Raw genomic sequence first — 20,780 nt, 5'->3', positions numbered from 1 at the left:
GGCCGCCTCATCTCAGGCGTCGTCGCGACGACGCTTGGCCAGGAACGCAAGGCCTCCGCCCGCGACGAGCACGGTCCCGATGACGCCCAGCAGGACGACGTTGGACGCACCAGTCTTGGCCAGCGGCGGCTTGCCCGGCGTCGTGACCGACGGCGACGGCGTCGGCACCGGCGAGTAGGTGTTCGTCGCGGTCAACGGCGCCACGGTGTCCTTGGCGATCGTGACCTTGCCACCGCCGGGGATCTCCGACTCGACGGTGTAACCGACACGATCAGCGGACTCAGCCCGCTCACTGACCGTGCACTCGGTGCCCGCCGGGATCATCGGCGAGGTCACAGCCGTGCCGTCACCCGGGACGTCAAGATGTCCCATGGTGCCATCGGTGCACGTGTAGTCGAAGACGAAGGTGTCCTGCTGGAAGGACTCCTGACCACCGACAACCGTCTTGGCCACGGAGAACGAGCCGCGGTCACGCGTGTAGGTGTTGGTCGCAGCAACACTGACCGTGGTGCCGTCGGTGACCGAGAACATCGCCTCATTGCCGCCAACAGGCGTGCCGTCAACGGAGAGCGCGGTGCTCACGCTGGTGCCAGCAACCGTCGCGTCGCGCTCGGTGACCACACAGTCGCCCACGGGCACGCCCTCAACCGCCACAGACTTACCACCCTTGACGGTCACCGAGTCGGTAACCGCCGCGGCGCCAGTGGCAGGCTTGCAGGTGTAGTCGAAGGTGAACTCGGTCTCGGCCGCCAGCTCGGCACCATCACCATCAACCGTCTTGGCAATCATGAAACTGCCCTTGAGAGCGGTGTAGGTGTTGGTCACGGTCACCGCCGGAGTAGCCCCCTGGGCGATCGTCACGGACGTGGCCGAGTAAGTGGTGGCCAGGGAGTAGCCCGGGCGACCAGCGGCGGCGGTGTCCTCCTTGAGGGTGCACGACGTGCCCACCGGAACGGTCGGCCCACTCACCGCGGTGCCGTCAGCAGGGACGGTGAGCTCGCCCTTCGTGGCCGCCGGGTCGTTGCACTCGTAGCCGACCGTGAAGGTGTCGGTGGCCGTCGCCGTGTAGTCACCGGCGACAACCTTGGCAACCGTGAAGGAGCCAGTGTTACGGGTGTAGGTGTTCGTCACGGTGACCGTGGGGGTGGTGTCCGCAGCGACCGTCACGGACGTGGCCGAGTAGGTCGTAACGCGGGAGTAGCCGTCGCGCTCGGCCTGATCGGTGTCCTCGGTGATCGTGCACGTCGTGCCGGCGGGCACCGTGGGCCCGTTCTCCGGAGTGCCGTCAGCACGGACGGTGACCTGACCGGTCGTCGTGTTGGCGTCGTCGCAGCGGTAGCCGACCGTGAAGGTCTCGTCGGACGCCGCCGTGTAGTCACCGTCGACCACCTTGACAACCTGGAAGGTGCCGGTCTTCGGGGGGACGTAGTTCGCGGTGTTGGTGATCTGAACCGAGGTCACACGCTGATCACCGATCTCGAAGGTCGGCTGGCTGATGACGGGCGTGCCCCACTCGACGGTGGGGGGAGCGATCGGCCGTGCGCCATCCGGGTCCTCCGACAGGGTCACCTTGGTGCCTGCGGGCAGCGTGACCTGGGAGTCGAAGTAGGTCGTCTTACCCGGCGCGATCATGATCGTGCCGTGACCGGTGAGACCGTCAGCGTCCATGGTGAAGCCGTCCGGCGGCTGCCACACGGGGTTGTAGGTGTTGTAGTGAGCCGGCAGCGTGAAGTCCACCTTCAGCGGGAACTGCACGCTGCTGTCAAGCAGAGCGGCACCAGAGCCGTCGACGAGCTTGCTCACCTTGAAGGTGCCGTAGCCCGGCTCCATGGTCACGGTGATCTCGACGGAGTCGACGTAGTAGGCGCTCACCGTGGTGCTGGAGTCGAGGCCCTCAGCAGAGACGGTGTTGCTGTACTTCACACCGGGCTTGGCAGGCTCGGTGAACTTCACGGGAAGGTCGAGGTTCATGTTGGTGGACGCCGGGAACGGACCCGTGATCTTGAAGGTCACGTCGTTCGGGGCGTTCTTGATGACCTCGACCTTCCAGTCAGGGTTCGAAGTGGCGCCATCCATGGTCCACAGCACCTGGAAGAGCTGGCTGTTCGCCGCGCTCCGGTTCAGGGCGAGGCGGACATCGCCCGCGCGAGACCAGTCGAACTCCTGGCCGGGAGTCAGCACCTCGTGGAGGACGAGAGTCGACACGGACCCGTCGGTCTTGATGGTCCCGGCAGGCTTGACGTTGTCACGCATGTAGTCCGTGCCGTAGTAGACCACCCACGTGTTGCTGGTCTGGCCGACCGCGATGGTATCCCGGGTCCACTTGCTCAGCTGGGCGGGGTTGTACTGCTCAGGGGTAATACCGCCGGTTCCCGGCAGGTCGATGGGACGCAGCTCACCGTTGAGGTTGAAGATCGCCGTCTCCTCGGAGGTGGACTGCACCGCCGTCATCAGGAGCGAGTAACTGCCCTTGAAGTTCTTGAAGCCTGCCTCGGAAAGCCTCTGAGCCTCATCGTTGAACGTACAGGTCATCGAACGTTCCTGCGTCACGCACTCACCGATGGTGCGCTCAACGCCGCCGTCGTCCCGCACCGTCATGGCATCGGTGCGCGGGTACTGGCGGAACTTGAACACGTCGGGCAGGCCCACAGTGAAGGACGTGCCCGCTGTGATGGCAGACAGGGCGGAGGCGTCCCAGGTGCCGGTCATCTTCGCCGTGTTCCACTGCGTGAGCTGGGTGTCGTTCTCGGCGACGCCGTCATAGTCGGTCATCACCAGTTTGGTGACCCCGACCTTGATCGCAGGGTCGTCAGCGGCCGCTGCCGGCACAGCGAGCCCCTGGATCACCAGGGCCAGGGCCGACAGGAGCGTCAGGAGAGAGAGAGAGAGTGGAACCGCTCTCGCTCTAGCGCCTCTGGCGGCGAGGCTGCCTCTGTTTGGCTGCATATTCTCGTCTTTCATCAGGTGAGGTTGGGAATAATGCGGGAAGAGGAATGGGGGTCCACGACCCCGCATACATCGACGTCGGCAGGCTACCACCGCCCTCAGCACAACGCGGGCCGAGGCCCAGCACCGCCACTGTGAGCCCAGCCGCAGACACGCCGCAGCGAGGGAGGCTTCACGCCTTGCAGATCCCCGACCCGACAACCCGCCCGCTCGCCACAGATAACTGAGCGCCAGGCGCGACGCCAGCCCCCGCTGGGCATTCTGGCTCCCATCCCCACGTGTCGCCCGGCCCAGCCGTGACCCGCGTCAGCATGTCCCTTTGGTGGCGGGGGTAGGTGCGCCAGGAACCTAGGCGGCCCAGCAGTGGCTGACATCACAGCGAGGCGGATGCGGGTTCACGACCGCCTCCTTGAGCTGTGGCCGACGCTCAATTGTGACCAGAGGATCGTACACGTGCGGGAGGGCGGTTTCCGGAGCTGCGCGAGGGCACCCCAATCGGACTGCACGCACGTATAGAAGGCGAGGTCGCACGCCGACGCGCGGTCGAGGAGGGAAGACGCGGCATCGCAATTGTACGGGTGGGACGTCTGAGCGCCCTCACCCCGGGTGGGGTGAGGGCGCTCAGGTCGACGGGGGTGCTCAGCCTCTGCTCAACAGGGACCGGGCCGCCTCATCTCAGGCGTCGTCGCGACGACGCTTGGCCAGGAACGCAAGGCCTCCGCCCGCGACGAGCACGGTCCCGATGACGCCCAGCAGGACGACGTTGGACGCACCAGTCTTGGCCAGCGGCGGCTTGCCCGGCGTCGTGACCGACGGCGACGGCGTCGGCACCGGCGAGTAGGCGTTGGTGAAGGATGCGGTCACCGTCTCGGCGCTGGTCAGGCCGATGGTGACGGTCTGCTCGCCCGAGGCGTCGAGGGTGTAGCCTCAATGCCGGCCTTCGCGGTGTCCTCGGTGACCGTGCAGGTGGTCCCCACGGGGAAGGACGTGTCGCTCTTGACAGCGACCCCGTCACCCTTGGCCGTGATCGTGCCCATCTGACCGTCGGAGCAGGTGTAGGTGAAGGTGTAGTCCTTGCCCGCAGCCCCGTCGGCACCCTCGGCCTTCTTCACGACCTGGAAGTAGTTGGACTGCGCTTGCGTCGTGTTGCGCAGCTCAACGGGGATGACATGGCCATCAGCGATCGTCAGGGTCACGGTCTCGCCCGTGCTCGCCCCCGCCGTGAAGCTGGGGGTGTCCCACGCGTAGCCGGCCGGCGCGCCCGTGGAGGAGTCAAGCACCTCGCTGACCGTCACCACGGTCCCCACGGGGAGGGGAGCGTCAGGGTTGGGATCCGCACCGGGGAGGGGCTTCGCCACTCCCCTGACCACCTCGAAGGTGACCGTGCCGGACTTGTTGTCGCCGCTGAGGGCCCCGGGAGGCGTCCAGCCCGGGTACTTGTCCGCGGTCAACGGCAGCGTGTAGTCCGCCTTCACGGTAAAGCTCGCGTCCGCCGGAACCTGGTCCTGGCCGGTGCCCTGGACGTACTTGGTGACGTTGAAGGTGCCGAAGCCGACTGCCAGCGTCAGGTCGATGGTGAAGGACTCCTTGAAGTACTGCTCGCTGGTCCTCACAAGATCCGTCCCGCAGACCGAGGCGGTGTTCTTGTAGACGGTGCCGGGAATCGCCTTGCCCTCCGGCGTGGTGAGGTCGGCCTTGGCGCGGTACTGCAACTGGTAGTTCGTGTCCGGCGCGAAGGGACCACGCAGGGTGATGGTGGCCATCGTGCCCTCCGCCGTCGTGCCGTCGATGACGACGCGGGCAACAGAGAACCCGGGAAACGTCGTGCTCGCGCTGGAGGACCCCAGGGCGATGGTCTGGTGCCTGAGGTCCGAGTGCTTCGAGTCGCGCATGATCAGCCTGAACTGGTCAAGCGCCGGGAAGGTCTGCCCGGGGCCAAGCACGTCCTTGATGACGATCTCCCGGACGTCCGTTCCGTTGAAGTAGTCGGCATTATAGAAACTGGCGAGGAAGCGGTCCGTGGACCCGCTGGCCGGCAGGCCAGTGGAGAACAGAATGTTCCACATCGGCCCGGTGTCGCTCTCGGTCATGCCCCACGCCCACTTGTCGAAGGGGATCGGCGAGTACGGTGCGGCCGGGGCCGGCGGGAGAATCGGCTCGCCATTGGGCAGGAGGACATCGACCTCCTTCTCAGCGTTGATGGAGACCGTGATCTCTGAGGCCGTGGTCACCTTGACGGCCGAGACCTGCACACTGCCGGTGCCGTGGACGTCCTTGTAACCGCCCTTGATGCGCTCGGGCAGCTCGCCGTTGAAGGTGCAGGTCAGCAGCTGCGCCTCGATCGTGCACTCGCCGACCTTGGTCTCAGCCACGCCGTCGCCGTCGAAGTCGTGGAGGAAGTCCTTGGTCGTCGGGACCTTGAACGCCACCTCCTGAGGGAGCTTGATGGAGAACTGGTCGCCGTCCTTGAGGTTCGCGTTGCTGGCGTCCCAGGTGAAGCGCAGCAGAGCGAGGTCGCTCACGACGAGCGGGCTACCGGGCTGCTCCGTTCCCTAGTAGTTGATCTTGGTCAGCGTGAGGTTGTCGACCGTGATGGCGTTGTTGACAGCGGCCGCTGCCGGCACGGCAAGGCTCTGGACTGCTAGAGCCAGCGCAGCCAGGACCGTCACAACAGCGGCGACCACCCCCGTTCGGATGTCTCGAGAGGTCAAGCCGTTCATCTGCATGCTGTGTCTTTCGCGCTCGGGTACAGGGAATCTACAACTCCGTATGGCACTCATAGACACATGGCAGCCGAAGCACCCTAGCACGATCTCGAGATGACGTATCGTCCTTTGTCAGCGTCAACTACGCTAGGCCCTTCAGGGCCCGGCGCGCCTCACACGCCTGCGGACTCGAAGAGCGAGGTCACGGAGCCGTCGTCGAAGACAGCCCGGATCGCCTGCGCCAGCAGCGGGGCGATCGGCAGGATCGTCAGTTGGCCGAAGCGCTTGCTGGGAGGAATCGGCAGCGTGTCCGTCACCACCACCTCGCGAGCACCGCAGGAGGACAGCCGCTCCACCGCCGGGCCGGACAGCACACCGTGCGTCGCCGCCACGATGACGTCCTTGGCCCCCTGGTCCAGGAGCACCTGGACTGCCTTGGCGATCGTGCCGCCGGTGTCGATCATGTCATCCACCAGCACGCAGGAGCGGCCCGCGACGTCACCGACCACGCGGTTGGCGACGGACTCGTTGGGGCGCGTGACGTCACGGGTCTTGTGCACGAAGGCCAGCGGGGTGTCACCCAGGGCGTGCGCCCAGCGCTCGGCCACACGGATACGCCCGGCGTCTGGGGACACGACCGTCGTCATGGAGGGGTCCACCCGGCTCTTGATGTACTCCACGAGGACCGGCTGGGCCCACAGGTGGTCCCAGGGCCCGTCGAAGAAGCCCTGCTCCTGGCTCGTGTGCAGGTCCACGCTCATGATGCGGTCCGCACCGGCCGTCTGGTACAGGTCCGCGACCAGGCGCGCGGAGATGGGCTCACGTCCCAGGTGCTTCTTGTCCTGGCGGGCGTAGGGGAAGAAGGGGGCGACCACGCTGATGCGCTTGGCGGAGGCGCGCTTGAGAGCGTCCACCATGATGAGCTGCTCCATGAGCCAGTCGTTGACCCGGTCGCCGTGGGACTGCATGACGAACACGTCGCAGCCGCGCACGGACTCGTTGAAGCGCACGTAGGTCTCACCGTTGGCGAAGTCGTAGGCGGTGGAGGACAGGACCTCCGTGCCGAGCTCACTGGCGACGGCTGCCGCGAGCTCGGGGTGCGCGCGCCCCGAGACGATGACCAGTCGCTTCTCACCGCTCGTGATGATGCCCGTCATGAACTGTGTCCCCTCTTGAGGCCCTAGTGCCCCGGTTTGGTTGGCTGTGGGTGGGTGGTCTTAGTGGCAGCCCCGGGACCTACCGGCCCTCGTGGGGGTTCCCATCGAGCTGGGGCAAGCGCACGACGACGGCTGTGGGGTCGTGGGAACCACTGGTCCTCTTCTCACTGAGATTGCGGGCCGACCGGGCCGTGACCCAGCTGTGCGGTGCGAAGCAGCGTCATCCTACGTCCTGGGCGGGCCTGCTGCGGACATACCCGCGCCGTTCCGCCCCCAGGGTTCGAACCCGGGCCTCAAGGCTCCAAAGGCCTGCGTGCTGCCACTACACCAGGGCGGACCGCGCGCCCGCGGGCAGCGCGATGACATCCTCTCACAGCCGCGAGCGCCCCGACCGCCCAGGCGGCATGATGGGCCGCATGGCAGCCAAGGTGAGCAAGCGGACCCGGATGAGCGCGGGCGAGAGACGTGAGCAACTCATCGACGTCGCCCGCGCCCTCTTCGCGGAGAAGGGCTTCGAGGCCACAGCGATCGAGGAGATCGCGGCCCGGGCAAAGGTCTCCAAGCCGGTGGTCTACGAGCACTTCGGCGGCAAGGAGGGTCTGTACGCGGTCATCGTGGACCGTGAGCTCAGTGCCATCTCCACGACGGTGACCCAGGCGCTGAGCTCCTCGCCGTCGCCCTCCCTGGTGGTGGAGCGGGCGGCACTGGCCCTGCTGACCTATATCGAGGACTCCCCCGACGGCTTCCAGATCCTGTCCTCCTCCGGGGACCGCACGGCGGGCACGTACTCGACCCTGCTGGCCGACGTCGCCATCCAGGTCTCGGGAATCCTCGCCTCCCAGTTCCAGGAGCATGGCCTGGACCCGCGCACGGCGCCGCTGTACGCACAGATGCTCGTGGGGATCGTGTCCTCACCGGCATGGTGGTGGCTGGAGAACCGGACGATGAGCAAGGAGGAGGTGGCCGCCCACATGGTCAACCTCGCCTGGAACGGCCTGCGGGCCTTGGAGGCGCACCCCCAGCTGCGCGAGACCACCCACCCCGCCCCATAACCCCGCCCAGCTCCTCCCATCCTCGGTTTGTTCTCGAGAGTCACGGTGTTGTGCCGTTGTGGTGTCTCAGGACGTCGGTGGTCGGCGCCGGCCGTGGTTGGTGCCCGCCGCACGCACACCAGCGCGGTGCAGGCGGGCGACGCGGTCAGAGCGCCCTGGAGGAGAATCCCGGTGATCACACCAGCACGGTGCAGGTGGGCGCCCGCGGGGCCCGGGGCTTGCACGCTCACGCTTTTCGACACTCGTCGACAACGGCGCCATTGCTAGGGTTTGTCGACCGGTGTTCTCCAATGCGCCGGCTCCCATGTGCACGAAGGCCGCCCACGCACATGGGAGCGTGGGCCACCACCGCAAACCCCAGTGCAACCGTTAACACCTGTCACATGAGCGTGCGAGCCCCCCCTGCCGCCACCCCGCGGGGCACGCCCCAAGCCCCGCCAGCAGCCGGCCGACAACGGATGCCGGCACCAGGCTCAAGCCGTCACGGGCGCGGCAGGGTGCCGGAGCACACCGCCACGACCAGCCAGAAACCCCACCCCCACAAACACCCGAAGTGTCACCGATGTCCTGAGACATAACAAGTGGTGTTTGGCCGCACTCTCGAGCGCAAACCGAGGAGTTCGAGGTCGGCCGGGGCGGCTACTGCTCTAGCAGCTCCGCGGCCTCGAGCCACTCGAGCTCGAGCGCGTCGTGCTCGGCCTGCGCGGCCGACAGCTCGCGACCGAGCTCGGCGAGCTCACCCACGCGCGCGGGGTCCGCGGAGACCGTCTCCATGCGGGCGTGCAGCCGCTCGACCGCCTGAGCGGCCTTGTCCATGCGCCGCTCGACGCGGGCCAGGTTCTTCGTGGCCTCGCGCCGCTCGGCACCGCTGAGGGCACCCGCTTCCGCTCCCGCCGGCGCACTCGCCTCCGCACCAGCCCGCACGGACGAGGCAACGGGGGCTCCGGCCTGCGCCGCCAGGGCCTCGCGGCGCATCTGGAGGTACTGCTCGACCCCGCCGGGCAGGTCGCGCAGGCTCCCGTCCCCCATGAGGGCGACCTGGTGGTCGGTGATCCGCTCGAGGAGGTAGCGGTCGTGGGAGACAACGACGAGTGTGCCCGGGAAGGAGTCGAGGATGTCCTCGACGGCCGCAAGCGTGTCCGTGTCGAGGTCGTTGGTGGGCTCGTCCAGCAGGAGCACGTTCGGCTCGGTCATGAGCAGGCGCAGGAGCTGCAGGCGGCGGCGCTCACCGCCGGAGACCTCCCCCACCCTGGTCCAGGCGCGCTGGCGGGTGAAGCCCAGGCGCTCGACCAGCTGGGCGGCGGTGAGCTCCTTGCCACCGACCGTGACGCGCTCACCCACGGCGGCCACCGCCTCAACCACACGCAGGTCCGCCAGGGCGTCGAGCTCATGCGTGGACTGCGACAGCGTCGCCACCTGAACGGTGGTGCCGCGCACGACCCGTCCCTCGGTGGGTGCCTGGACGCCCTCGAGCAGGCGCAGGAGGGTGGTCTTGCCCGCGCCGTTGACGCCGACGACGCCGACGCGCTCGCCGGGCGCGAGCCGCCAGGTGACCTTGCGCAGGACCTCCCGCTCGCCGACCGCCCGACCATCAGGGCCCTGCGGGCGGGGGTAGCGGACGGTGACGTCCTCGAGGTCAATGACCTTCTTGCCCAGACGGGCGGTGGCCATCGCCATGAGCTCGACCGTGTCACGCGGCGGCGGCACGTCCGCGATCAGCGCCTCGGCGGCGTCGATGCGGAAGCGGGGCTTGGAGGTGCGGGCAGGGGCTCCGCGGCGCAGCCAGGCCAGCTCCTTGCGCAGCAGGTTCTCCCGCTTCTCGGCGGCGACGGCGGCCTGGCGGGCACGCTCGGCCCGGGCCAGGACGTAGGCGGCGTACCCGCCGTCGTAGGTCTCGACGCCGCCGGGCACCTGGGGGCGGCCGCCACCGGGGTCGACGCCCGGGACGACCTCCCACACATTGGTGCAGATGGCGTCGAGGAACCAGCGGTCGTGGGTGACGGTGACGAGCGCGCCCGTGGAGGCGCGTCGGCCGGAGAACCGGGCACTCAGGTGCCGGGCGAGCCAGTCCACCCCCTCGACGTCGAGGTGGTTGGTGGGCTCGTCCAGGACGACGACGTCGGCGTCGGCGGTCAGGACCGCGGCGAGGGCGACGCGACGGCGCTGACCACCGGAGAGGGTGGCGACGTCGGCCCCCAGGTCGAGGTCCCCCAGCAGGCCCGCGTGGACGTCGCGCACGGCCGGGTCGGAGGCCCACTCGTGCTCGGGGGCGTGGCCGTGGACCGCCTGGCGCACCGTGGTGCCCGGGGGGAGGTCGTCGGCCTGGGTGAGCATGGCGACACGGGTGCCCCCGGCGCGGGTGACACGCCCACCATCGACCTCGCGGGTACCGGCCAGGGCGGCCAGCAGCGTGGACTTTCCCGCCCCGTTGGGACCGAGGACGCCGACCCTCGTGCCGTCCTCGATACCGAGGGTGACGTCGTCCAGGAGCAGGCGTGAGCCGACGACGATACGGATGGACTCCAGTCCGATGAGGTGCGCCATCAGCCCACCACCCGGGCGCCGGCCACGGGGGCGTCGGCGCGCAGGACGTGGGCAACAAGCCCGCTGGCGCTCAGGGCGCGGGTGACGCGCGCGGCAGCGACCGTGTCCGCCACGAGGGCGGCAACGACCGGGCCGGTGCCGGTGACGAGGGCGCGCAGCGCCCCGGCCTGCTCGGCGGCCGCGATGACGTCGGTGAGCTCGGGCCTCAGTGACAGGACGGCCTCCTCGAGGTCGTTGTGCAGGGCGGGGGCCAGGGCGGGGGCGTCACCCGCGCGCAGGGCGGCGGTGAGCGCGTCCGGGACCTCCTGGCCGGGGTCCGGACGGGACCCGCCAGGGTCGGTTCCGACGGCGTCGGCGGGGACAGCAGCAAGCCCATCAGGGAGGGTCACGTGCCCGGCCTGGTCCGGTGCCTCGTGGCCGACGGCGTCAAGCGCGTCATGGCGGGCCAGCACCTCAGCCGGGTCCAGGCCCTCAGCGGGCACGGCAAGCACCCACTGGTAGGCGCCCCGGGACATGACGGGACTCAGCTCGCGTCCACGTCCGACGGCGCAGGCGCCCGTGAGGGGGAAGACGGCGTCCCCGCCGAGCCCGGCCGCAATGGCGCGCAGCTCCGGCTGGCTCAGCCCGGTCCCCCACAGGTGGTTGCAGGCGACGAGGGTCGCGGCCTCCTCGGCAGCACCGGCCCCGAGCCCGCTGTGCACGGGCACGCGCCGACGCAGCAGGAGGTCAACGCCCTCGGTGATGCCAGCGGCCTGAGCCAAGGCCCGGGCGGCCCGGGCGGCGGGCCCCTCCAGATCCAGCTGTCCCCCGGCCGGGTCCTCGGGGGTGAGGGTGACCGTGCCGTGGTCGTCGCAGGACTGGCGACGGGCCGTGACGGTCGTGATGAGCCGGACCGCCTGGTAGACGCTGGTGGCCGGGGCCTCGTCGTCGGCATCAGTGGCCGCCCGGCTGTGGAAGAGGGTGACGCGGCACGGGGCCTCAACGCGCACGCTCGTGGCGGAGCCGGAGCGGGTGCGCGGCTGCTCGTCCGGGCTGGGAACGGCCCTGAGGTGGTTCACTGCACCTCCTGGCGGGGTCTGTTCCCGCTGCTGGCGGCCGACAGCCGCTCGGCAACGGCCGCGAAGTCGGCCACGTCCAGGGTCTCCCCGCGCCGGGCCGGATCGATGCCCGCGGCCCGCAGGGCCAGCTCGGCGGCCTGTGCGCTCCCGGCCAGCGGGGCCAGGGCCTTGCGCAGCGTCTTGCGTCGCTGGGCGAAGGCCGCGTTAATGACGGCGAAGACCTCCTCGCGGCTGGCACCCGTGGCCGGAGGCTCGCGGCGGGTGAGCTCGACGAGGGCCGAGTCCACGTTGGGCACCGGCCAGAAGACCGTGCGACCGATGGTGATGGTGCGCCGGGCCGCCGCGTACCAGGCGGCCTTGACGCTCGGCACCCCGTAGGTGCGTGAGCCGGGCGGGGCGGCGAGCCGGTCCGCGACCTCCGCCTGGACCATAACCGTGATGCTCTCCAGGGAGGGCAGGCACCCCAGGAGCGTCAAAAGCACGGGAACGGCAACGTTGTACGGCAGATTGGCCACAAGACGGGTGGGCGGGGCCTCGCCGTCTAACGGCCCCAGCGCCTGCGGGCCGTCGATGGTCAGGGCGTCGGCGGTGACAACGCGCAGGCGCTCGGCCGCAGCGGGCGCACGGTCGGCGACGGTGACGGGCAGCGCGCGTGCCAGCAGCGGGTCGATCTCGACGGCGACCACGCGCGCACCGGCCTCAAGGAGCGCCAGAGTGAGGGAGCCCAGGCCCGGCCCGACCTCGAGGACCGTCTCCCCCTCACGCACACCTGCCGAGCGCACGATGCGCCGCACAGTGCCGGCGTCGTGGACGAAGTTCTGCCCCAGGGCCTTGGTGGGACGCACCCCCAGGGCTTCGGCGAGGCCGCGCACGTCCTGAAGCCCGAGCAGGCCGGAGGGCTGGGCGTCAGCGTCCGGTTGCGCACTCAGGGGACGGCTCTCAGCGGGGTGCGGCATGGGCCCAGCGTAACGGGAGCCTCCGGCACGATCACGCCCGCGAGGACCCGGCCGGGGTGCGCGCCCCGCACACCCCCGCGCAGCCGGCACCGCACACCCTCACGGGGAGGGCGGCCGCAACTCGGGCTCAGCGCAGCCCGAGCGAGGCGGCGCAGGCGGGCCACTGGCCCCAGCCCGAACGCGCCTGCAGGGCCTGAGCCAGGGCCAGCTGGGTCTCGTAGCTGTTCTCGTGCGGGTAGCCCGTGCCGCCCAGGGACTGCCAGGTGGGAAGGGAGAACTGGAAGGCGCCGTAGAGGCCGTTGCCCGTGTTGATCCCGGCGTTGCCGCCGGACTCGCACAGGGCAAGGCTCCACCACACCGAGCCGTCGTTGACCGCGGTGGTGGTCGCCGTCGTCTCGGCGGAGCCACTGGCGGACCTGGACGTGCCGACGAGAACCACCTCGTCCGTGCGCGGGGTGACGACGACGCTGAGGACCGCCTCGCGCGAGACCTCCACACCGCCCTCGGTCACCACCCGGTACGTGGTGCGCACGACGCCATCCACACCGGCCGTCTGTACCTCGGTGACGCCCTCGGCCAAGGAACCGGACTCCTGCTCCACCGTGCCGTGAGGGTCGGTGACATCCTGCGTGACCGTCTCGATGACAACCTGCGCCGTCGAGACGTCGAGCGCCGCAGCGGTGGCGACGTCCTCCCCCGTATCAGTGGGGGCACCGAGGCGGGCCTGTGCCTCGGTCAGCAGCACCGCGTCCGTCCCCCGGACAGCCGCGTAGGCACCACCGCACACGGCGAGCGCAAGGGCAGTGGACACGGCCCCCGCACGCAGCAGGGCGCCCGACCTCGCCACGCGGTGCTGCGCGGCGCTGTGCGCGCTGTCCCCACCGGGCAGGTGGCCCGGCGTGCTGGGAGTGTCGTTCGGGTTCTGGTGCCGCGTCACGCGAGCGATCCTTCCGTCGGCTGCGCTCAACGTAACGGAGCTCCGACGGGGCAGGCAATGGGACGTGTCACGTCCGGGGGTGGCTCAGTACCAGCCGACCGAGTTGGAGTGGGCCCAAGCGTTGCACGGGGAGCCGTAACGACCCTCGATGTACTGCAGGCCCCAGGTGATCTGCGTGACCGGGTTCGTCGCCCAGTCGGCCGCCACCGTGCCCATCTTCGAGCCCGGCAGGGCCTGCGGGATCCCGTAGGCGCCCGAGGAGGGGTTCTGAGCCTGGTAGTTCCAGCCCGACTCGCGCTGCCACAGGCTCACCAGGCACTGGAACTGGGAGTCGTCCCACCCGCGGGAGGCCAGTATGTCCCGGGCCGCCGCCTGCGCGGAGGCTGCCGATCCGTCCACGGCGACCGCAGCGGTCCCCGAGCCCGCGGACGCGGCCTGCGGGTCCGGCCCCGTGCCCACCAGGACGACCTCCTCAACCGGGGCAGTGACGACGACGCTGAGGGCCTCCTCGCGCGACACCTCCACACCGTCCTCGGTCACCACCTGGTAGGTGACGCGGGTCAGGCCGTCCACGCCCTCGGTCTCGACCTTGCGCTGCCCGGAGGCCAGCGCGTCAGTCTCCCTCTCGACCGTCGTGTGCGCCTGCACCTGGTCCTCGGTGACGGTCGTGACGACGACGGCGCCACCGGCAACGCTCAAGGCCGAGGTCTCGCCGTCCACGTCCCTGGCGCCACTGGCCTGCATCCGGGCCTGAGCCTCACTCAGGGGCCGCACGTCGGAGGCGCTGACCTGGACGGCGGCGTAGGCGCCGCCGGAGACCGCCAGGGCGAGCGCAGCCGCGGCACTGGAGGCGCGCAGCACGGCCGGGGAGGTGCGAGGGCGGAAGGAGGAGCCACGGTGAGAGGAGGAGCTGCGGTGAGCGGGGGTGTTCGTGGCACCGCGCGTCAGGCTGCGGCGCGCCAGGGCTCCGACGTTGGCCAACGTTGTGTTGGCGGAGCCGGCGTCCGAGTGTCGTCCCACGTCCGATGTCCTCACTGTTGACAGGCTGGCGTTGACGTTAGCCGACCCCGCCATGGCGTCGCAATGCGACTGGTCACACCGCCGTCGGCCTCCCGGACTCGCCCACCCGGGCCGACGCCGTCGGACAAGTCCGTCCCCGCAGCCAAGATACCGAACCCACTCACCCGGGCCGACGCCGTCGGACAGGCACTCACCAGGTGCCGTAGACCTCCCGGGTGTTGTGCTCCAGGCGCTCGCACATGGCGGCCTCGTCCACACCCCGCAGGGCGGCGAGGAAACGCACGGTCTCCCCCATGAGGTAGCCGCCATTGGGTCTGCCCCGCCATGGTGTGGGTGGCAGGTAGGGCGCGTCCGTCTCCACCAGCAGCAGCTCCAGCGGCACGGCGCCCAAGGCTGCCCGGAGCTCATCGTTGGCGGGATAGGTGACCGGCCCCGCGACGGAGGCATACCAGCCCTGCTCCGCACACACGGCTGCCAGCTCGGGGCCACCGGAGAAGCAGTGCAGGACGGTGCGCTCTGGGGCGCCGTCGGCCAGCAGGACCTCGACGCACTCGGCGTGGGCGTCACGGTCATGAATCTGCAGGGGCAGGCCCGTCTCCTTCGCCAGCGCGATGTGTGCCCGGAAGGCCTCACGCTGGACGGCGCGCCCTCGCTCACCCGTGCGGAAGAAGTCAAGACCGGTCTCCCCGACGGCGACCACCGCGTCAGGGTTGGTACGCACCAGGCCCTCGAGGCGGGACATGGCCTCGTCCAGCGGCTCGGCGTGGTGCTCGCACACATGCGGCTCCAGCCCGTCCGGGCCGATCTCACGCACACCGGCGTGCAGCACCACCTCGTTGGGGTGGACGGCCAGGGCGACGCGCACCCCCTCCAGGGTGCGGGCCAGGGCGATGCTGCCCTCCCAGGCCGGGGTCTCGCAGGCCGAGGTGATCGTGCGCGCGACGCCGACGGCGATGGCCCGCTCCACCAACTCGGCCGCCGTCAGGGGTGCGTCGGAGCCGGGCCCGTTCTCCTCAAGGCCCGGTACCGGCAGGTGCGTGTGGTTGTCAGTGACCGCCAGCGCGAGCGGGGCGACGGCGTCGGCGCTCGGCCACGAGCGGTCGCGGTGCTTACGACTCACTCAGGCCCCGGTGACGTCGTCGGGACGTGCCTGCGAGTAGCGGGCCAGCTCCTCCTCGACGATCGCCTCGTCGAGCTTGACGAAGACCGGGGAGGGTTTGCCCACCGGTGTGCCGACGGCGACCTCGTGACGGCCCCAGGTGGGGGCCTGCGCGTAGTCGCCGGTGATGATCGGGTAGCCGGTGCGGCCGACGAAGTCGTTGGGCAGGACCTCGGGGTCGAGCTCGTCCACCTCCTCGATGCGCGGCATCGGGGCGATCTGGCCGGCACCACCGAGGATGCGGTCGACGTCGTTGGCGGCGTGGGGCAGGAAGGGCGAGAGCATGAGGTTGAGGTCCGCGACCACCTGCGCGAGCGTGTGCAGGATCGTGGCCAGGCGGGGCAGCTGCTCCTCGGCCTTGAGCTTGAAGGGCTCGGTGTCCGCCACGTACTTGTTGGCCTCGCCCACCAGGCGCATGGCCTCGGTCAGGGCGGCCTTCTGGCGGTGGTGGCGGATGAGGTCGCCGACCGTGGCGAAGCCCGCCGCGACCGAGTCCAGCAGGGCGCGGTCGATCTCCTCCAACTGCGCCGGGGCGGGGATCTCACCGAAGCGCTTGTGGATCATCGAGGCCGTGCGGTTGACGAGGTTGCCCCAGCCGGCGACGAGCTCGCCGTTGGTGCGGCGCACGAACTCCGCCCACGTGAAGTCGGCGTCGGCCGTCTCCGGGCCCGCGGCACTGATGAAGTAGCGCAGGGCGTCCGCCTGGTAGCGGGAGAGGAAGTCGCGCACGTAGATGACGATGCCGTGGCTGGAGGAGAACTTGCGGCCCTCCATCGTGAGGAACTCGCTCGAGACGACCTCCGTGGGCAGGTTGAGGACCCCCAGGTCCCCAGGCTCGCCCCCACGCTCGCCCTGGCCGTTGTAGCCCAGGAGCTCGGCCGGCCAGATCTGGGAGTGGAAGACGATGTTGTCCTTACCCATGAAGTAGTAGGACAGGGCCTCCGGGTTGTTCCACCACTGGCGCCACGCCTCGGGGTCCCCGGTGCGCCGGGCCCACTCGATGGAGGCCGACAGGTAGCCGATGACGGCGTCGAACCACACGTACAGGCGCTTGGAGGGCTGGTCCTCCCAGCCGGGCACCGGGATGCCCCAGTCGATGTCGCGTGTCATGGCGCGCGGGCGGATCTCCTCCAGGATGTTCTTGGAGAAGCGGATGACATTGGGCCGCCAGGTGCCGGAGGTCTCGCGCTCGTCCAGCCAGGCGCCCAGGGCCTCGGCGAGGGCCGGCAGGTCGAGGAACCAGTGGTTGGACTCAATGAACTCGGGGATTTCGCCGTTGATGCGCGAGCGCGGGTCGATGAGGTCGGTGGGGTCGAGCTGGTTGCCGCAGGTGTCGCACTGGTCCCCGCGAGCGCCGGGCGCCGAACAGATGGGACAGGTGCCCTCGATGTAGCGGTCCGGCAGGGTCCGGCCGGTCGAGGGGCTGATGGCGGAGCGGGTGACCTGCTCGACCATGTAGCCGTTGTCGCGCACCGTGCGGAACATGTTCTGCACCACGGCGTAGTGGTTGGAGGCGGTGGTGCGGGTGAAGAGGTCATAGGACAGGCCCAGGGCCACCAGGTCCTCAACGATGAGCCGGTTGTTGCGGTCCGCGAGCTCGCGGGCGCTGGTGCCCTCGGCGTCGGCTGCCACGAGGATGGGGGTGCCGTGCTCGTCCGTGCCGGAGACCATGAGGACGTCGTGGCCCGCCATGCGCATGTAGCGCGAGAAGACGTCGGAGGGAACGCCGAAGCCTGCGACGTGACCGATGTGGCGCGGGCCGTTGGCATAGGGCCAGGCGACCGCGGAGAGGATGTGGCTCATGGGGGCAGCCTATCCGCTCCGCCCGCCCTGGCCCGACCTGGGCGGGGGCGTCTAGTGTCGTGTGTCGTTAGTTCTTGAACGGTTGGTTGGGTGGGATCATGGGGTGTGGCTAATCGTCCTGCTCCTGGTCTGTTGTTGCGTGAGGGTGATCGTGGCGAGCTGGAGGCACTGGTGCGTTCGCGCAGCGCGCGGGCGGGGCTGGTGCGGCGGGCGCGGATCGTGCTTCTTGCTGCGGATGGGCTGTCCAATACTGAGATCGCACGGAGGGTGGGCGCCTCGCGTACCACCGTGATCGCGTGGCGCGGCCGCTACCAGCGCCTGGGCATGGAAGGCCTGGAGGACGCTGATCGTCCGGGTCGGCCCCGCAAGGTCGATCACACCGCGATCGTGACCGCTACGCTGACCCCGCCGCCGAGGTCGTTGGGGGTCACGCACTGGTCCACCCGGCTGCTGGCTGCCCGGCTGGGCGTGTCGGCGGCGACGGTGGCCAGGGCCTGGAGGGCTTACGGGATCAAGCCCTGGCGGGAGCAGTCGTTCCGCTTCTCCACCGACCCCGAGCCGGTCGGCAAGGTCACCGACATCTGCGGCCTGTACTTGGGCACCAACCCCGACGTGCCCGATAACGCGATCGTGCTTTGCGTGGACGAGAAGTCCCAGATCCAGGCACTGGACCGCACCATGCCGGTCCTGCCCATGCAGCCCGGGCTGATCGAGCGCCGCAGCAGCGACTACGTCCGGCACGGCACCACCACCCTGTTCGCGGCGCTGGAGATCGCCACCGGCAAGGTCACCGCCGCCACCAGGCCCCGCCACCGCCACGAGGAGTTCCTCGCCTTCCTGCGACAGGTGGACAGGGCCTACAAGGACGCCATCGACCCGGACACCGGGGAACGCGTCCAGCTGCACCTGGTCATGGACAACTACGCCACCCACAAGCACAAGGACGTGCGCGCCTGGCTGGAGCACCACCCCCACATACACGTCCACCACACCCCCACCCACGCCTCCTGGATGAACCTCGTGGAGGTCTGGTTCTCCCTGATCGAGCGCCAGGCCATACGCCGCGGCGTCTTCAAGTCCGTGCAGGACCTGAACAACAAGCTCCGCGCCTACATCACCGGCTGGAACAAACGCGCCCACCCATTCACCTGGACCAAAACCGCCGAACAGATTCTCACCAAAGCCAACCGTCCAGAAATTAACAACCCAGGACACTAGTTGGCCCAGATGGGCACACAATCGGTACCCGTCCTGGCCCGACCTGGGCGGGGGGGTCCCTATGTGGTGTGTCAAGTGGCGGCGGCTAGCTGGTGGGTGGGGTTGCCCGCAAGTCGTGGACATGTTGTTTAGCGGCTTAGTGGTTAAGCTGCTGTTTCTTGTTGTCGTTTTTGGGTGGCGATCGGTCTTTAGCGTCGACCAGAACGACGCTGCCATCGCATTATCGAAACACACCCCAGCACGGCCGACCGACTGGGCAGTACCGAGCTCCTGGCAGACTTCCCAGAGTCGCTCAGCGGATAGGCTGCGTGCCACGACCAGCATGAAAGTGGCTCTTCCCAATTGAGGGTGTGGGTGGGGTCTGAGTCCTCCGGTCTCTAGTTGTGCTTTCTTTGGGGTTGTGAACGGGTTGGGTGGAGGCCTGCTGGGCGGGATGCGGGGTTGACGCTCACGTGCGGTCTGAGGAGGCCTTCATGGCGCATGCTGGCGCACCTTTGACGCCTGGGGGGCGTCGTCGTCTTGCCCGCCTGGGGGGCGTCGTCGTCTTGCCCGCCTGGGGGGCGTCGTCGTCTTGCCCGCCTGGGGGTGGAGGGCTGGTCCATGGGTCGGGCGGCTGAGTGCTTGCGGGTCTGGCCGGCGACGGTCGGCCGGTGGCTGGGGCCGCTACCGGGCCCCGGTGCGCTGTGTGGAGCGCCATTGATCAGTTCCGGACCACGTTCGGTCGTTTGGACCACGTTCGGTCGTTTGGACCACCCCAGACGCGTCCGTAGGTGGTCCGAACGACGGCAGGTGGTCCAAGATGGCAGCAAGTGGTCCACACTAACTGTGCTTCCTCGGGACAAGACCCCTGCCTACCACCAGCACGCCCCCGCGTGAGCGAGAGGGGGGGCGCTGGCGGGCCTGGCCCACCACTTGCGACCGCGCGGCGCAGCACCGCACCCACCGGCCACGGCCAGGCCCCGAGCCAAGCCGACGCCGCGGCCCCGCGTCGGCCCCAAAAAGGGACGGCCCCCTTACGCAGGTGCTGGCCCAGGCCCTGAACCCACTGTCACAAGGGCCAAGCCCATCCGCAACCGCGCCCACCTCGACACCCACAGCCCTGGCAGAACCTGGACGATCTGGACGACGCCCGTGACCGCCACCACCCAGCAGGCCCCCCTGGGCGGGCACCACCCGCCCCCACCCCACCACCGCCACGCTGCGCCCCCGCCCGGGCACGACAGCACCCTCCAACCAGACACCAACACCCCCCACACCCACCACCCCCAACCAGCAACCACCGACACCAGACAAACCAGCCCCCACCAAACCCGGAGCCTGACACAACTAGAGACCAGAGGACTCAAACCCCACCCACACCCCCAAATGGGATGAGCCATGAAAGACCAGACCGTCCGGTACCTCACCGCGCAGCGTGTGCGCCATGCGCACAACCCGTTCAACCACGTGGGTATCGTGCACGCTACCCATTGCCCGGCCAATGACACGACGCGAACGTCCGTCGCGAGTACAACCAGCCTTCACGGGTGCGCAGACAGGTAATGTCAGAGGGCCAGACTATATTGAGTTCACCCTGGTCAAACAACCGCTTCACCAGGTCTGGGGGCGCAGACCTGTGTTCGGCGGACACAGCCTCCTGCTGCATTGGCTCGAACTTTTCCGCCCTCGTTGCTTCGCGGCGAAGAAGGAGGCGCCTTTGGCAAGAACTCGTTATCCATCCGAGATTCAGCCAATTCACGTCTCAACCGGGCGTTTTCGGCACGCAGCTCCGCCCGGCTCAGGCCATCATCTAAGCCTGCACGTTCACGCTCTGCTTCGACCCACCAACAAAGTAACCCAGCGCTGACATCAATTTCGGCTGCAACACGGGCAATCGGGCACTCAGACTCTATGACAAGCCTGGCAGCCTCCCGCCGGAATTCCGGGGTATAACGCTTTCTCTGCTGTTGACTCACAATGAACACCCTCTCCTACGGACACACGATCCACACTAATCGGGTGTCCGCCGCTCGAGGGCAATCTCACTCTGGGCACGCAAACGCCGCGCCGGCACACACCACTAACACCACGACACGCCGGCATGAAGCACCACGTTCGCACCGACAGCCCCAGCCTTCGCTCCTTGCCCTCGCACAGCAACCGACAGGAATCATCGGGGTAGTATCTGCACCTATATTCTTAGGGCTCATTCTTTCGCGATTTTAAATACCATAATTTAACACTCC

Annotated in this window: 15 protein-coding genes and 1 tRNA gene; 2 read left to right on the top strand and 14 right to left on the bottom strand. The window is 69.0% G+C overall.

Going from position 1 to position 20,780, the window contains the following annotated elements; genetic code table 11:
* Window positions 1-12 precede the first annotated feature (12 nt).
* The 6 genes from ID810_RS01355 to ID810_RS01330 form a co-directional block, all read right to left on the bottom strand.
* Entirely contained in the window at window positions 13-2,772 is a 2,760-nt protein-coding gene (locus ID810_RS01355) for a DUF5979 domain-containing protein (protein ID WP_166856537.1), read from the bottom strand.
* An 849-nt stretch (window positions 2,773-3,621) separates the two neighbouring features.
* Window positions 3,622-3,810: an LPXTG cell wall anchor domain-containing protein gene (locus ID810_RS01350; RefSeq protein ID WP_166856535.1), complete on the bottom strand. Its 189-nt coding sequence runs from the start codon at window positions 3,808-3,810 to the stop codon at window positions 3,622-3,624.
* Window positions 3,811-3,824: 14 nt separating this feature from the next.
* Window positions 3,825-5,468 (bottom strand): DUF7926 domain-containing protein, encoded by a 1,644-nt coding sequence (locus tag ID810_RS01345; protein WP_166856533.1) that lies wholly within the window; start codon window positions 5,466-5,468, stop codon window positions 3,825-3,827.
* A 30-nt stretch (window positions 5,469-5,498) separates the two neighbouring features.
* A complete protein-coding gene (locus tag ID810_RS01340) occupies window positions 5,499-5,672 on the bottom strand; it encodes a hypothetical protein (RefSeq protein ID WP_195858793.1) in 174 nt (57 codons plus the stop codon).
* Between the two features lie 152 nt (window positions 5,673-5,824).
* Entirely contained in the window at window positions 5,825-6,808 is a 984-nt protein-coding gene (locus ID810_RS01335) for a ribose-phosphate diphosphokinase (RefSeq protein ID WP_166856529.1), read from the bottom strand.
* Window positions 6,809-7,073: 265 nt separating this feature from the next.
* A tRNA-Gln gene (locus tag ID810_RS01330) sits at window positions 7,074-7,145 on the bottom strand.
* A 79-nt stretch (window positions 7,146-7,224) separates the two neighbouring features.
* Between ID810_RS01330 and ID810_RS01325 the strand changes: the two genes are divergently transcribed.
* The gene (locus ID810_RS01325) at window positions 7,225-7,860 is read left to right on the top strand and encodes a TetR/AcrR family transcriptional regulator (protein WP_166856527.1); all 636 of its coding nucleotides are present in this window, start codon (window positions 7,225-7,227) and stop codon (window positions 7,858-7,860) included.
* 639 nt (window positions 7,861-8,499) lie between these two features.
* Here ID810_RS01325 and ID810_RS01320 read toward each other — a convergent pair.
* From ID810_RS01320 to metG, 7 genes are all read right to left on the bottom strand, one after another.
* Window positions 8,500-10,404, bottom strand: a complete 1,905-nt coding sequence (locus ID810_RS01320) for an ABC-F family ATP-binding cassette domain-containing protein (protein WP_166856525.1) — start codon at window positions 10,402-10,404, stop codon at window positions 8,500-8,502.
* The gene (locus ID810_RS01315; protein WP_166856523.1) at window positions 10,404-11,462 is read right to left on the bottom strand and encodes a GHMP family kinase ATP-binding protein; all 1,059 of its coding nucleotides are present in this window, start codon (window positions 11,460-11,462) and stop codon (window positions 10,404-10,406) included. Before ID810_RS01315 ends, ID810_RS01320 begins: the two co-directional genes overlap by 1 nt.
* Window positions 11,459-12,418, bottom strand: coding sequence for a 16S rRNA (adenine(1518)-N(6)/adenine(1519)-N(6))-dimethyltransferase RsmA (gene rsmA / locus ID810_RS01310; RefSeq protein WP_166856521.1), 960 nt, complete (start codon window positions 12,416-12,418; stop codon window positions 11,459-11,461). The genes ID810_RS01315 and rsmA overlap by 4 nt, the downstream gene beginning before the upstream one ends.
* 127 nt (window positions 12,419-12,545) lie before the next feature.
* Complete coding sequence (locus ID810_RS01305) at window positions 12,546-13,355, bottom strand: resuscitation-promoting factor (protein ID WP_243856602.1); 810 nt, start codon at window positions 13,353-13,355, stop codon at window positions 12,546-12,548.
* An 84-nt stretch (window positions 13,356-13,439) separates the two neighbouring features.
* Window positions 13,440-14,375, bottom strand: a complete 936-nt coding sequence (locus ID810_RS01300) for an aggregation-promoting factor C-terminal-like domain-containing protein (RefSeq protein ID WP_188232550.1) — start codon at window positions 14,373-14,375, stop codon at window positions 13,440-13,442.
* 190 nt (window positions 14,376-14,565) lie between these two features.
* The gene (locus tag ID810_RS01295) at window positions 14,566-15,495 is read right to left on the bottom strand and encodes a TatD family hydrolase (protein WP_166856517.1); all 930 of its coding nucleotides are present in this window, start codon (window positions 15,493-15,495) and stop codon (window positions 14,566-14,568) included.
* The gene (gene metG / locus ID810_RS01290) at window positions 15,496-17,337 is read right to left on the bottom strand and encodes a methionine--tRNA ligase (protein WP_166856515.1); all 1,842 of its coding nucleotides are present in this window, start codon (window positions 17,335-17,337) and stop codon (window positions 15,496-15,498) included.
* A gap of 105 nt (window positions 17,338-17,442) precedes the next feature.
* Here metG and ID810_RS01285 point away from each other — a divergent pair, with 105 nt between their 5' ends.
* Window positions 17,443-18,555: an IS630 family transposase gene (locus ID810_RS01285; protein WP_195858792.1), complete on the top strand. Its 1,113-nt coding sequence runs from the start codon at window positions 17,443-17,445 to the stop codon at window positions 18,553-18,555.
* Window positions 18,556-20,132: 1,577 nt separating this feature from the next.
* Here ID810_RS01285 and ID810_RS12735 read toward each other — a convergent pair.
* Window positions 20,133-20,510, bottom strand: a complete 378-nt coding sequence (locus ID810_RS12735) for a transposase (RefSeq protein ID WP_196781512.1) — start codon at window positions 20,508-20,510, stop codon at window positions 20,133-20,135.
* Window positions 20,511-20,780: the final 270 nt, after the last annotated feature.

The sequence above is a fragment of the Actinomyces respiraculi genome (genome assembly GCF_014595995.2).
Taxonomy (GTDB): domain Bacteria; phylum Actinomycetota; class Actinomycetes; order Actinomycetales; family Actinomycetaceae; genus Actinomyces; species Actinomyces respiraculi.
This window is presented reverse-complemented; position numbering and strand designations above follow the sequence as displayed.

Bases quoted from the DNA above. Each gene is read 5' to 3' on its own strand.
- ID810_RS01355 (WP_166856537.1), bottom strand. From the start codon at position 2,772: ATGACCGACTATGACGGCGTCGCCGAGAACGACACCCAGCTCACGCAG.
- ID810_RS01340 (WP_195858793.1), bottom strand. From the start codon at position 5,672: ATGCAGATGAACGGCTTGACCTCTCGAGACATCCGAACGGGGGTGGTC.
- ID810_RS01335 (WP_166856529.1), bottom strand. From the start codon at position 6,808: ATGACGGGCATCATCACGAGCGGTGAGAAGCGACTGGTCATCGTCTCG.
- ID810_RS01325 (WP_166856527.1), top strand. From the start codon at position 7,225: ATGGCAGCCAAGGTGAGCAAGCGGACCCGGATGAGCGCGGGCGAGAGA.
- ID810_RS01320 (WP_166856525.1), bottom strand. From the start codon at position 10,404: ATGGCGCACCTCATCGGACTGGAGTCCATCCGTATCGTCGTCGGCTCA.
- rsmA (WP_166856521.1), bottom strand. From the start codon at position 12,418: ATGCCGCACCCCGCTGAGAGCCGTCCCCTGAGTGCGCAACCGGACGCT.
- metG (WP_166856515.1), bottom strand. From the start codon at position 17,337: ATGAGCCACATCCTCTCCGCGGTCGCCTGGCCCTATGCCAACGGCCCG.